Origin of the sequence: Pontibacter sp. HSC-14F20, assembly GCF_019599265.1 — a bacterium.
GTDB lineage: Bacteria > Bacteroidota > Bacteroidia > Cytophagales > Hymenobacteraceae > Pontibacter.
Genome location: NZ_JAHZTC010000019.1, coordinates 88,665 through 101,301 on the forward strand (window position 1 = coordinate 88,665; position 12,637 = coordinate 101,301).

8 protein-coding genes are annotated in these 12,637 nt (G+C 50.8%); 4 read left to right on the forward strand and 4 right to left on the reverse strand.

What is annotated here, in order from left to right; all coding sequences use genetic code 11:
* The first annotated feature begins 16 nt into the window (after positions 1–16).
* The gene (locus tag K3G39_RS16960; protein WP_220627362.1) at positions 17–952 is read left to right on the forward strand and encodes a type IX secretion system membrane protein PorP/SprF; all 936 of its coding nucleotides are present in this window, start codon (positions 17–19) and stop codon (positions 950–952) included.
* An 18-nt stretch (positions 953–970) separates the two neighbouring features.
* Positions 971–2,953 carry an OmpA family protein gene (locus K3G39_RS21085; RefSeq protein WP_304610251.1) on the forward strand — a complete coding sequence of 661 codons (1,983 nt, stop codon included), beginning with the start codon at positions 971–973 and terminating at the stop codon, positions 2,951–2,953.
* A 107-nt stretch (positions 2,954–3,060) separates the two neighbouring features.
* On the opposite strand, the gene K3G39_RS16970 is transcribed toward K3G39_RS21085, so the two are convergent.
* Positions 3,061–4,260 (reverse strand): sorbosone dehydrogenase family protein, encoded by a 1,200-nt coding sequence (locus tag K3G39_RS16970; RefSeq protein ID WP_220627363.1) that lies wholly within the window; start codon positions 4,258–4,260, stop codon positions 3,061–3,063.
* A 154-nt stretch (positions 4,261–4,414) separates the two neighbouring features.
* Between K3G39_RS16970 and K3G39_RS16975 the strand changes: the two genes are divergently transcribed.
* Positions 4,415–6,715, forward strand: a complete 2,301-nt coding sequence (locus tag K3G39_RS16975) for a TonB-dependent receptor domain-containing protein (RefSeq protein WP_220627364.1) — start codon at positions 4,415–4,417, stop codon at positions 6,713–6,715.
* 1 nt (position 6,716) lies between these two features.
* On the opposite strand, the gene K3G39_RS16980 is transcribed toward K3G39_RS16975, so the two are convergent.
* Positions 6,717–7,304 carry a DUF4136 domain-containing protein gene (locus K3G39_RS16980; RefSeq protein ID WP_220627365.1) on the reverse strand — a complete coding sequence of 196 codons (588 nt, stop codon included), beginning with the start codon at positions 7,302–7,304 and terminating at the stop codon, positions 6,717–6,719.
* Positions 7,305–7,451: 147 nt separating this feature from the next.
* Complete coding sequence (gene gcvP, locus K3G39_RS16985; RefSeq protein ID WP_220627366.1) at positions 7,452–10,370, reverse strand: aminomethyl-transferring glycine dehydrogenase; 2,919 nt, start codon at positions 10,368–10,370, stop codon at positions 7,452–7,454.
* 255 nt (positions 10,371–10,625) lie between these two features.
* On the opposite strand from gcvP, the gene K3G39_RS16990 reads away from it, so the two are divergent.
* Positions 10,626–11,846: an NAD(P)-dependent oxidoreductase gene (locus tag K3G39_RS16990; RefSeq protein WP_220627367.1), complete on the forward strand. Its 1,221-nt coding sequence runs from the start codon at positions 10,626–10,628 to the stop codon at positions 11,844–11,846.
* 483 nt (positions 11,847–12,329) lie between these two features.
* Here K3G39_RS16990 and K3G39_RS16995 read toward each other — a convergent pair.
* Positions 12,330–12,637, reverse strand: a 308-nt coding sequence (locus K3G39_RS16995; protein ID WP_220627368.1) for a hypothetical protein, incomplete at its 5' end; no start/stop codon positions are given.

Sequence of the window (12,637 nt, forward strand, 5' to 3'; positions counted from 1 at the left end):
TGAAAATTTTATTACCATGAGAATACTTTATATCCTGCTGGCGCTGCTCTTCACCTTTGCCGCGAACGCCCAGCAAAACCCGCAGTACTCGCAGTACATCTTCAACAGTATGGCCATTAACCCGGCTTATACCGGCACCAAAGGTGTACTCAACATCAACGCCTTCCACCGCGCACAGTGGACAGGTATAGACGGAGCGCCTACCACACAGGCACTGAGCGTGGACGGGCTGACCAGCCACGAGCGCCTGGGCCTCGGTCTGAACTTCACACGCGACAAGATCGGTGCTTACTCTACTACTTCGGCTTATGCCAATGCTGCGGCCCGTGTGTCGGTGAGCGCCCGCGGAACCTTGAGCTTAGGTATAGCAGCGGGTGTGGTGCAGAGCGTGATAGACGGATCAGAGCTAGGTATACAGGACGACCCGAGTATACCTGCCGGGAAGGATGTGTTTTACCGCCCGGATGTGAAACTCGGAGTATACTTTAATACGCCGCGCTTCTACGCAGGTATATCAGCTTCCGACCTGATCCAGTACAAAGATGTTTTCCAGATTGAGCCGATTCGTCACTACTACTTCACAACAGGCTATGTGTTTGACGTAAGCAGCTTTGTGAAGCTGAAGCCAAGTATTTTGGTGAAAGAAGATTTTCACGCACCTGCCAACGTGGACCTGAATGGTTTTGTGCTGCTTGGCGATCGTCTGTGGCTGGGTAGTTCTTACCGCACGAGCATGAACCTGTTCAATAAGAACGTAGAAGCTGACCCTGTGACGAAGCGCACGGCCGTGGCCCTGATTGCTGAACTGCAGGTGACCAACGCCTTGCGCCTGGGTTACTCTTACGACCGCATGCTCAACGACCTGAGTGGTTTTCAATCGCATGAGATCTCAGTAGGTTACTACTTCTTTAAGAAGCAGGACACGAAAATGCTGACGCCACAATACTTTTAATATTAGCTCTTACCGCATATGAATTTCAGACATATACCCTTATACCTTACCGCTGCCCTGATGCTGGGCGCAGCCCCTGTAGCTGAAGCGCAGCAGGAGCTTCGCAAGGCAAACAAGCACTACGAAAAGTTTGAATTTGCGCTGGCTTTGGAGCAGTACAAAAAGGCATCAGAGAAGCGCAAGCCGGATGTGAAAACAGCCGAGCGCATTGCCGACTCTTATCGCCTGACGCGGCAGACCGTGGAAGCAGAGCGATGGTACGCACAGGTTGTCGCCCTGCCGGGCCGCGATCCGCAGAACATTTACCACTATGCCGAAGCGCTGCGCAGTAACGGCAAATATGAGGAAGCCAAGCAGCAGTATATGCTATGGGCCGAGGAAGTACCAGATGTGGAGGAACGTGCACAGCACCTGATGGCGTCCTGCGACAAGGCCATGAGCTGGATGAACCAGAAGATGCCATTGGCCGAGGTGCAACGTCTGAGCGGACTGAATGCCCAGGGCTTCTCTGACTTCAGCCCGATGAACTATGGCAAAGACGCGATCATTTTCACATCAGACCGCGGCGTAACACAGGACGGAAAGACTGCCGGCACTTATGGCTGGACCGGTCGCCCCTACCTGCAGCTCTTTATGGCCAGCCGCGATGACAACGGCAACTGGGGCAAACCGACTGCGCTGCACGAAATGATCAACGACCAGTATCACAACGCAACGGCATCGGCTACAGAAGACGGGCAGACACTGTACTTCACACGCACGCAACTGGTGCAGAAGCGGAAGTCTGGCAATTCCGATCCGACAAGCTGGGTGGACAAGTCGCAGGTGCAGGAATACATCAACCGCCTGGAGATCTACTCATCTCAAAGACGCGGCACTACCTGGACAGAGATCAAGCCTTTTGCATTTAACAATGTAGCAGAATACTCAGTGGGTCATCCGGCGCTTTCACCTGACGGTAAGATCATGTACTTCGTGTCGGATATGCCAGGCGGTGTGGGCGAGACAGACATCTACTATACCTTGCGTCAGGCTAATGGTAATTGGGGAGAGCCTGTGAATGCCGGTATCCTGATCAACACGCCGGGCCGTGAGAGCTTCCCTTACGTGGATCAGAACGGTAAGCTATACTTCTCTTCTGACGGGCACCAAGGTATGGGAGGACTGGATGTTTTCGCGGCCGAGGGCCAGCATGCTGCCTGGACAGCTGTGAACAACATGGGCCATCCGATCAACTCATCGAAGAATGATTACGGCATCATGTTCAACGAGGATGAAGAAACCGGCCTGTTGTCGTCTAACCGCGAAAGCAGCAACGGCACCGATGATATCTATAGCTTTAAAGTGCTGCAGAAGCCTGTGGTGATCGCTGTAACTACGCTCGAGCGCAAGCAGAACGAACAAAAGAAAAATGTGCAGTTACCACTGCCACAGGTACAACTCCTGATCGCGCAACAAAGCCAGAATGATAGCAGTACAGTCCTGACAAATACAAAAGGACAGTACTTTATGGATGGCCGTAAAGGAAACTCTTACGTGATGCAGGGCTCTAAGCAAGGCTACCTGAATCAGCATGCGCTGGTGGTGGTTCCCAAAACCGCTCCGGATACCTTGCAGGTAGCCATGGTGTTCGACAAAGATGAGAAGAACGTAGCCATTGTACTGGAAAACATCTACTACGACCTTGACAAATGGGATATTCGTTCGGATGCAGCCAAGGAACTAGATAAGCTGGCCGAAGTGCTGGTGGCAAACCCGACGATTAAGATTGAGCTGAGTTCACATACCGATAGCCGTGAAAGTCTGAAGTATAACCAAGTGCTGTCAGAACGCAGAGCACAGGCTGCCGTTGATTACCTGATTACAAAAGGTATAGCCAAAGACAGACTGACTGCCAAAGGGTATGGCAAGACAAGGCTGGTAAACAAATGTACCGATGGCGTATCTTGTCCGGAGGAAATGCACCAGCAAAACAGAAGAACTGAGTTCCGGATCAGGTAAGAACTCTCTTAACGGGAATTAAAAATTTCATTAGCTTTCATAGTTTGGAAAGGCTCCGCAGATTCTACGGAGCCTTTTTTTATTTATCGGTATTTTATGGAAGCTGCTTATTTTTTGCCAGCGGTATAAGCTACACGGTAAACCACGCCATTAGCGTCATCTGTTACCAGAAGTGAGCCGTCGTTGTGTGTGGCTATACCTACCACACGGCCAAACTGCGATTTGTTATCATCTACCAAAAATCCGGTAACAAAATCCTCGAACTTAGTTGGCTTGCCATTTTCAAAACGGATGCGAGCTACTTTGTATCCGGCAGGCTTGGATCGGTTCCAGGATCCGTGAAAAGCCACGAAGGCATCACCCTGATACTCTTTCGGAAACTGGTTGCCGTTGTAGAAAACCATATCGAGGCCCGAGGCATGGGCGGTATAGGTGAGCAGCGGGTACTTGGTTTTCTTCTTATACTCCTCGTAGCTCATGTCTTTGGGTTGGTCGCCGGGGTTATCCTTGCCTTCTCCATAAATAAAAGGCCAGCCGTAATCTGCTCCTTCTTCGATCTTGTTGAGTTCTTCGCGTTGCTCATCATCGCCGAGCCAATCGATGCCGTGGTCCATGCCGAACATCTCTTTGGTCTGCGGGTGCCAGTCGAAGCCGAGTGTGTTGCGGAGGCCTTTGGCGTATACCTTACGATTTTTGCCGTCAAGATCGGCCTGCAGAATAGTGGCGTGCTCCTTATTGGGTTCGTCGCAGGAATTGCAGGTGCTCCCAATGGAAATGTACAGCTTGTTGTCCTGCCCTATACGCAACGTGCGGTTCGGGTGCTGACCGCCGTCGGGCAGATCATCTATGAGTAGTTGTAGTTCGGATAGTGAGCCGTCTTTGTTAATATTGGCAGTATAAAGCTCCTTTATAGTAGCGAGCCATATTTTATTATCTTTTATAGCGATGCCGTGCATGTGCTCTTTGGTGGCAACCACTTTTAGTTCATCGGCTTTGCCATCTTTATTTTTATCGCGAAGCATGGTTACGGTGCCTTTGTCGCGATCAGTCACGTAAGCTACCCCCTCAGTGCTCACCGCAATCATGCGGGGCTTGTTCAGGTTTTCGGCAAATTTCGTGATCTGGAAGCCTGTCGGAACTTTGAGCTGTTTTACGCGGGCATCGGTAGCGTCAACTCTGGCTGGTTTAAAGATGTGGCCCTCTACGGAGGCGCTCACGGGCTTCTCGCCTCCTTGGGCATTTGCCGTGACGCCTGTCAGTGAAAACGCAAGAGCAAGTGAGGTAGCTATTGTAAGTATTTTCTTCATAGTTTTGGTACGGTTAAGTTCTCAGAGATGATTTGTATTTTGGTTTAACCGAATGGCAGCTCTGATGGTTACAATTGGGCAGAACATAGCAATTTCTGCATAAATCTAACCCTAGCCAGGTATAACCCGTTTTGTTAGCAGCTAACTTGCATACATGAATCCTCTGTTACACCCAATCCGTTTCTTTTTATTGATCGCCCTCATACTTCTGCCACAGCTCAGTTATGCTCAGCAGCTAATAACTGGTCAGGTGCTTCACGCCAAAAACCGGCAGCCGCTGGAAGGTGTAACCGTCACCGCGAATACAGGCCAACAAACCCTTTCTACCGTGACGGGGCATTTCAGTCTGGATGTAGCAGGGCAAGCGCAGCAAGTAGTAATATCTCATATAGGGTATAAGCCTGACACTGTTTTGGTGCAAGGTATGCAGTCAGGTATGCCGCTTCAGGTATACCTGGAGCCATTGGTAGCCAGCCTTTCAGAAGTAGTCGTGACGGGTTATGAAAGCAACCGGCCTTTGCTTGAAACAGCGGGTGCCCTGAGCATGATAGATCGGGAAATGATCCGACGTTTTGATGAAAGTTCGTTGGTGCGGGCTGTGAATACGGTGCCGGGGGTGCGCATGGAAGAAAGGGCTACGGCCAGCTACCGCCTCTCCATCAGGGGCAGTAGTTTGCGATCACCTTATGGTATCCGCAACGTGAAGCTATACTTGGGCGAGATCCCGCTTACCGAATCAAACGGCATCACCAATCTGAACCTGTATGATGCGGCCAATTTCAGCAGTATGGAAATTCTGAAAGGTCCGGCAGGCAGTATTTACGGAGCAGGTACAGGCGGAACGGTACTACTCGAACCACGCAGCGCTGCTTCCGGGGAGAAGGTTTTTCAGGTTGGCACTACCATCGGCTCGTTTGGCCTGCAACGCTATACTGCCAGCGCCAGTGTGGGCGGCGAGAAGCAGAGCCTATACCTGCAATATACCCGCCAGCAGCTCGATGGCTACCGCGAGCAATCCGGTATGGACCGCGAGACACTCTTGCTCACCTCCACCTTCAATCCATCTGACAAAAGCACGATTCAAGCCAATCTGATTTACTCCGACCTGTTTTACCAGCTGCCCGGCGGACTGACGCAGGAACAGTATGAGCAGGACCCGCGGCAGTCGCGTGGTGGGATGTTGGGGAGTGTGGCCCAAAATGCTTCCATGAATCAGCAAGGTATAAACATCGGTCTGTCTCAGGAGTACCGTTTCAGTGACAGCTGGAAAAATACGATTGCCCTGTATGGCCTGTTTAGGTATAGAGATCACCCTTTCAACACCGACTATGAGCGCAACACCAACCAAGAATATGGTGGCCGAAGCCGTTTTGTCTATAATACTAACTTAGGCCAGGTAGGAACTACGGTAACTTTTGGTGGTGAATACCAGCGCGGCTTTGAGGCGGCCCGCACCTACGACAACAACCGGGGACGTGTTGACTCGCTCCGTACCGACGATGAAGTGCTGTCCAAAACCGGCTTATTATTCACGCAAGCCGAGTTTGAGTTGCCCGGCAATTGGATCGCGACAGCCGCTCTCAGTCTGAACGACACTCAATATGAAATTACCCGTCTGCACCAGGCCCCGGGTGGAAGTCCATACCAGTATACCCGCGATTTTAGTGCAGTGCTTTCGCCACGGGTGGCATTACTCAAGCGTCTGACGGAGCAGGTATCGGTGCACGGCAGTGTGAGTGCAGGTTTTTCGCCACCTTCCGAAGAAGAACTGCTGACCTCCGACGGCGCCCTCAACCAGGAACTGGAAGCGGAGAAAGGCATTAACTACGAGGCAGGTATACGCGGCTATACCTTGGGCAGAAGGCTGAGCTTTGATGTGGTGGCTTTTCACTTCCGGTTGCGCGAGACGATTGCGAGCCGGCAGGATTTGTCGAGTATAGCTGTGTTCCGAAATGTAGGGGCTACTTCCCAGAGTGGACTTGAAGCAGCCTTGGGCTATACCTTGCTCGAAGATGTAACACAACCTGTTAGCCTGCTCAAGATATGGAGCAGCTATACCTACAGCTATTTCCGGTTCCGTGATTATCAGAAAGACGATACTGATTTGAGCGGCAACCAGCTCACCGGCGTGGCCCCGCATACCTTAACTGCCGGCCTCGACCTGGCTACCCGTTTCGGGCTGTACCTAAACCTGACCGCCAATTACGTGGATGAGATTCCGCTAACAGACGAAAATACCGTGTATGCCGATGCTTATCTGGTAGCAGGCGCAAGGCTTGGATTGAAAAGAGAGCTGGGCAGTCATTTTTCACTGGATGTATTTGCCGGTTCCGGAAACCTGACAGACCAAAAGTATAGCCTCGGCAATGACCTGAACGCTTTTGGCGGGCGCTACTTTCAGCCGGCTTCGCCACGAAATTATTACGGCGGCATTAGCCTGTCGTATCGCTTGTAAATTACCTCCTGGCGGGTTGGTTTGGCGGGTATAGGGACAAGATACTGATGATAGATCTTCTGATTTTGCCTTCGTCGGTCTGCGCTACCACAATATCGCCTTCTGCCACGCCGCGCCATACCAGTTCGTTGGTGCTGGCCGATACCAGATCGATGAGCATGGTGCCGGGCGTGTATTGGGCTACTGGTCTGTAATTGGGAAAATCGGCGGTGTTGTAGTTAAAGCGGTAGCCAAACCAATAGGCGTAGCCGAAATCTGGCGAAGCAGTCGCTGCCTCCTGCGTGACAGACACATCATAACCAACCAGCAAGTCCGGGCTTTCTGCATCGAGTGTTAGGCCTTTTTTGACCAGCTCGGCCGCAATGGCATCCCGCACCCGCCTATCCAAAAGCGGCTCGTACAGGTTTGGGTCAGCAGAGGTATTGGCCATTGTTGGCTCCAGCAAAGCAAAAGTGCGGTATATCTGGAAATCCACACTGCGGTCGTAAGTGCTGTCAGCTGTGATAGAAGGTATACAACTGCTTAAACCGATCAGTAAAGCAGGTATAAGGTATAGCCAAAGTTTCAGGTTAGGTATAGCGTTTCGCATAGAACTGTTGGTTTAGGTATAAGGCCGTTGCTACAACAGGTATACGGAGCAAGGCAATCAGTAGGTATAGCTGCTATATCCCAGGCCACCAAAACAAAAAAGCCTGACCGTTGTGGTCAGGCTTTTCAGGTATAAGATGAAGACGGATTAGCCGATGGCTACCATCTCATTTCCATTCTCGTTGTAGGCTTCGATTGGAGCGCAAGAGCACACCAGGTTGCGGTCGCCGTAAGCGCTATCGATGCGGCTTACAGTTGGCCATACCTTGTTGTCGCGCAGGTATGCCATCGGGAATACTGCCTTCTCACGTGAGTAAGGACGCTCCCAGTTCTCCACCATCACCACTTTCAGGGTATGCGGCGCGTTTTTCAGCACGTTGTTTTTCTGATCAGCTTTGCCTGCTTCAACCTCACGGATTTCCTCACGGATCGAGATCATCACCTCACAGAATCTGTCCAGTTCTTCCTGTGCTTCTGATTCGGTTGGCTCCACCATCAAAGTACCCGCTACCGGGAACGATACAGTCGGCGCATGGAAACCGTAGTCCATCAGGCGCTTCGCAATATCCTCTACCTCCACGCCGAATTTCTTGAACTCGCGGCAATCAAGGATCATTTCGTGCGCACAACGGCCGTTAGCGCCTACATATAGCACAGGATAGTGCTTCTCCAGACGCGCCTTGATGTAGTTTGCGTTCAGGATCGCCATTTTCGTAGCTTCTGTCAAGCCCTCACCACCCATCATCGCGATGTAAGCATAAGAGATTGGCAGAATCGAAGCAGAACCCCATGGAGCAGCCGAAATAGCGTGGATCGCTTGCGGACGACCTAAGTCAACCACCGCGTGACCCGGCAGGAACGGAGCCAGGTCTTTTACCACACCAATTGGGCCCATGCCAGGACCACCGCCACCGTGAGGGATGCAGAAAGTCTTGTGCAGGTTCAGGTGACACACGTCAGCGCCAATATGCGCCGGCGACGTAAGGCCCACTTGAGCGTTCATGTTAGCACCGTCCATGTATACACGGCCACCGTTGTCATGAATTATCTGGCAGATCTCGACGATAGACTCCTCATAAACACCGTGTGTAGACGGGTACGTTACCATGAGGCAAGACAGCTCATCCTTATATTGTTCGGCTTTCGCACGCAGGTCGGCTACGTCGATGTTGCCTTTCTCGTCGCACTTCACGATCACTACTTTCATGCCGGCCATTACCGCCGAAGCAGGGTTGGTACCGTGTGCAGAAGAAGGGATAATGGCTACGTTGCGGTGCTGGTCACCACGAGATTCGTGGTACGCACGAATTACCATCAGACCGGCGTACTCGCCCTGCGCACCAGAGTTTGGCTGCAGCGACATCGCATCGAAACGGGTGATCTCGCACAACCATGCTTCCAGGTTTTTGAAAATCTCGGCATACCCTTGTGTCTGGTCGGCAGGAGCGAATGGGTGCAACTGACCAATTTCTGGCCAGGTCACCGGAATCATCTCCGCAGTGGCGTTCAGTTTCATGGTGCAAGAGCCCAAAGAAATCATGGAGTGAACCAGAGAGATATCTTTGTTCTCCAGGTGCTTCATGTAGCGCAGGATCTCGTGCTCGGAGTGGTGCTTGTTGAACACTTCGTGCGTGAGGTACTCGCTGGTACGGATGAGTTTCTCAGACCAGGTGATTTCGGTTTCCTCTGGCAGCTCGTCTATATCTAAAACGTCAGCAGATTTGCCGGCCACTTTCGCAAACACCGCCAGGATGTCTTTCACATCTTCCAGCTCTGTGTTCTGGTGCAGGGAAATACCAATGAAATTCTCTTCGAAATAACGGAAGTTTATACCTGCCGCCTCTGCCTCCGTGCGGATGGCGTTTTTCATGTCAGCACTTTCCACCGCAATTTTCAGCGTATCGAAGTAAGCTTCGTTCAGCTGCTCGAAGCCAAGCGCTTTCAGGCCTTTTTCGAGTTGCTGTGCTAGTGAGTGTGCGTTCAGACCAATGTACTTCAGGCGACGTGGGCCATGGTATACGGCATACATACCGGCGATAACAGCCAGTAGCACCTGCGCAGTACAGATGTTAGAAGTCGCTTTTTCACGACGGATGTGCTGCTCTCGTGTCTGCAGGGCCATACGGTAAGCTCTGTCACCGGCGGCGTCTACCGAAATACCGATGATACGGCCCGGAATCACACGTTTGAAAGCATCTTTTGTAGCAAAGTAACCCGCATGCGGACCACCAAAGCCCATCGGCACGCCGAAACGCTGTGTACTACCTACTACTGCGTCTGCACCCATCTCACCCGGAGGCGTCAGGAGCGTCAGAGAAAGAATGTCAGCAGAAACAGCTACAAGAATTTCTTGGGCGTGTGCTTTGCTGATGAAATCAGTATAATCGAAAATGGCACCGTCAGCAGCAGGATACTGCACCAGGGCGCCAAACAATGTCTCGTCAGTAAAATCCACTTCGCGGTGATCGCCGATTACCAGCTCAATGCCGATTGGCGTAGCACGTGATACCAGTACGTCAAGCGTCTGCGGCAGCACCAGGTTTGATACGAAGAAGCGGGTGGCGTTCTTGCGTGCACCTTTGCGCTGGGCGTAGAACATACCCATGGCCTCGGCAGCGGCAGTACTCTCGTCGAGCAGCGATGCGTTGGCAATCTCCATACCGGTCAGGTCCATCACCATCGTCTGGTAGTTGATCAGTGCCTCTAAGCGGCCCTGTGCAATTTCAGCCTGGTAAGGGGTATAAGCAGTATACCAACCCGGGTTCTCCATAATGTTGCGAAGAATCACTGGTGGCATAATGGTGTCGTTATAGCCAAGGCCAATATACGATTTATATACCTTGTTCTTTCTGGCAATCTCACCGAATTGCTTCAGGAAATTAGTCTCAGAAAGAGCCTTTGGCAGGTTCAGCGGCTTTTTAAGTCTAATGGCGGCCGGTACGGTCTCCTCAATCAGTTGATCCAGCGAGTCTACCCCGATGGTTTTAAGCATGTCCTGCATTTGCTCTTTATCAGGACCGTTGTGGCGCTCCTTAAAAGTGTCAGCAGGTTTTGTTTTAAGTATCATAACGATGAAATATTGATTGGGAATTTGGGTTTTTACTTTCCAATGGAAGACAAGCCAAAGGCTCTCTTTCAATAATTTCTACAAAAGTAATAGTAATTGTTTATTATATTGAAGCATGAAAGCTAAATAGTTCGGGGTGTGGCAAGTGCACTTTTACATTATAAACAAGGCACTCCTATATATAAGGTATAGCAGGCCGCTTTCCTCAGACTTTTAAACACAACTTCAAGCAGAACAATTCACAAACACGCACCTATGGATAAAGTTAAGATCGGCATTATTAAAGAAGGCAAAATACCAGTAGATAAACGCGTACCGCTCACCCCCAAAAAGTGCGTGGAAGCCGTTCAGGAATTTCCGGAAGCGGAGGTAGTGGTACAACCCAGCGACGTGCGCTGTTTTACCGATGAAGAATACGCCGAACTAGGTATAGCCTTGCAGCAGGACCTGACTGATTGCAATGTACTGATGGGGGTAAAGGAAGTGCCCATCGACCAGCTGATCCCGAACAAGACTTACTTTTTTTTCTCGCATACTATAAAGAAGCAGCCGCACAACGCCAAACTCCTGCGCGCCGTGCTCGACAAGAACATCACCTTAATAGACTACGAGCTTCTAACTAATACACACGGGCAGCGCGTTGTGGCCTTTGGTAGGTATGCAGGTATAGTGGGGGCTTATAACGGCATCCTGACCTATGGTAAGAAATGGAAACTCTTCGACCTGAAGCCTGCCTACCTGTGCCACGAGATGGAAGACATGCAGGAAGAATACTTTAAGGTGAAACTGCCGCCGGTAAAGATTGCCATAACCGGTGGTGGCCGCGTAGCAGGTGGCGCCATGGAGGTGCTTGACAAAATGGAGATAAGAAAAGTGAGCGTGTTCGACTACCTGTACAAGCAGTTCAACGAACCCGTTTACGCCCAACTCCACTCCGGGGACTATAACAACCGCCCCGATGTAGAGGTATGGGACTCACCTGATTTCTATGCGCACCCGGAACTATACCAGTCCACCTTCCGCAAATTCACTAAAGTAACCGACCTGCTGCTGGCCTGTGCCTACTGGGACCCACGTGCACCGAAGCTATTCTCTGAAGAAGACACGCGCCAACCCGATTTCAAAATCGACACCATTGCTGATATCACCTGCGATGTAGATGGCTCTATACCTACTACCAAACACGCCACCACTATACCTGAGCCCGCCTACGACTATAATCCAGACACCGGCGAGCTCGAACCTGCATATAGTAGAAAGGAAAACATTACGGTGATGGCCGTAGACAACCTACCCTGCGAACTGCCCCGCAATGCCTCCCGTGACTTTGGCCGCAACATTATAGACTATGTATTCCCGCAGTTCTTTAACAACGACGAAGGCGGTATGCTGGAGCGTGCAACTATAGCCAGGGGAGGAGAGCTGACCGGAAAGTATAAGTACCTGCAGGAATATGCAGAGGCAGCAGTGGTATAGAGCTACACTATAATAGTATAGTAGTAAATAAGGTATAGTCTGGTTGACAGGCTATACTTTATTTAGCTTTAAGAGCTAATAAGAAAGCTTAATCGAAGAACTTAAGATGAAGAAAAGCAATCCTATAAAAGGTGTCTGAGGTATCAAAGAGAAACTTTTAAACTATTTTGAATATTTTGATGGTGTCACACAGATAGTTAAGGGGAACCGTTTGGAACCAGAGGCTAAAGTTAACACAGGGTGCTTGCAGGTTGGGAAAATTTGTAGACCTTTGCACTCCCAACCCGGTCAAACGGAGCAGGGAAAGCGCGAAAAGCGGCAGCCGGCAGGGCGGCCGGGGGTGCAGCAAGTGAAACGGAAAGCACCGGATTAATTACTGAAAAAAACTTGGGCTAAGGCCTTGCGGATTAAAAAAAGCTGCTTACCTTTGCCACCCGCTTCAGCCGGAAGCATCTTGTTCTTCAGCCGGAAGCATCTTGTTCTTCAGCCGGAAGCAACTTGTTCTTCAGCCGGAAGCCATTCTAAAAACACCTGGTCACAGGGATTGGAGGAAAGAGGAAAAAAAGTTTTTGCCGGTGTTTGCAAGTTTAAAAAGGTTGTGTACCTTTGCAACCCGCTCCGAAACGAAGGTTTCAAAAGCGCTTCCAGAGCCAGCAGGGCAAAGGAAAAGAGAAAAAAAAGATTGAAAATTTTGCTTGCAGATTGGAAAAGTATTTCCGACCTTTGCACACCGAAAACGACGAAGGGGTCACGCCCCAGGTTGCCACGGCAAGCACAAGCCACCCGCCTTC

What these genes read in the sequence shown, in the direction of transcription:
- K3G39_RS16980 (WP_220627365.1), bottom strand. Translation starts at nt 7,304, where the DNA reads ATGCGAAACGCTATACCTAACCTGAAACTTTGGCTATACCTTATACCT.
- K3G39_RS16975 (WP_220627364.1), top strand. Translation starts at nt 4,415, where the DNA reads ATGAATCCTCTGTTACACCCAATCCGTTTCTTTTTATTGATCGCCCTC.
- K3G39_RS16990 (WP_220627367.1), top strand. Translation starts at nt 10,626, where the DNA reads ATGGATAAAGTTAAGATCGGCATTATTAAAGAAGGCAAAATACCAGTA.
- K3G39_RS16960 (WP_220627362.1), top strand. Translation starts at nt 17, where the DNA reads ATGAGAATACTTTATATCCTGCTGGCGCTGCTCTTCACCTTTGCCGCG.
- K3G39_RS21085 (WP_304610251.1), top strand. Translation starts at nt 971, where the DNA reads ATGAATTTCAGACATATACCCTTATACCTTACCGCTGCCCTGATGCTG.
- gcvP (WP_220627366.1), bottom strand. Translation starts at nt 10,370, where the DNA reads ATGATACTTAAAACAAAACCTGCTGACACTTTTAAGGAGCGCCACAAC.
- K3G39_RS16970 (WP_220627363.1), bottom strand. Translation starts at nt 4,260, where the DNA reads ATGAAGAAAATACTTACAATAGCTACCTCACTTGCTCTTGCGTTTTCA.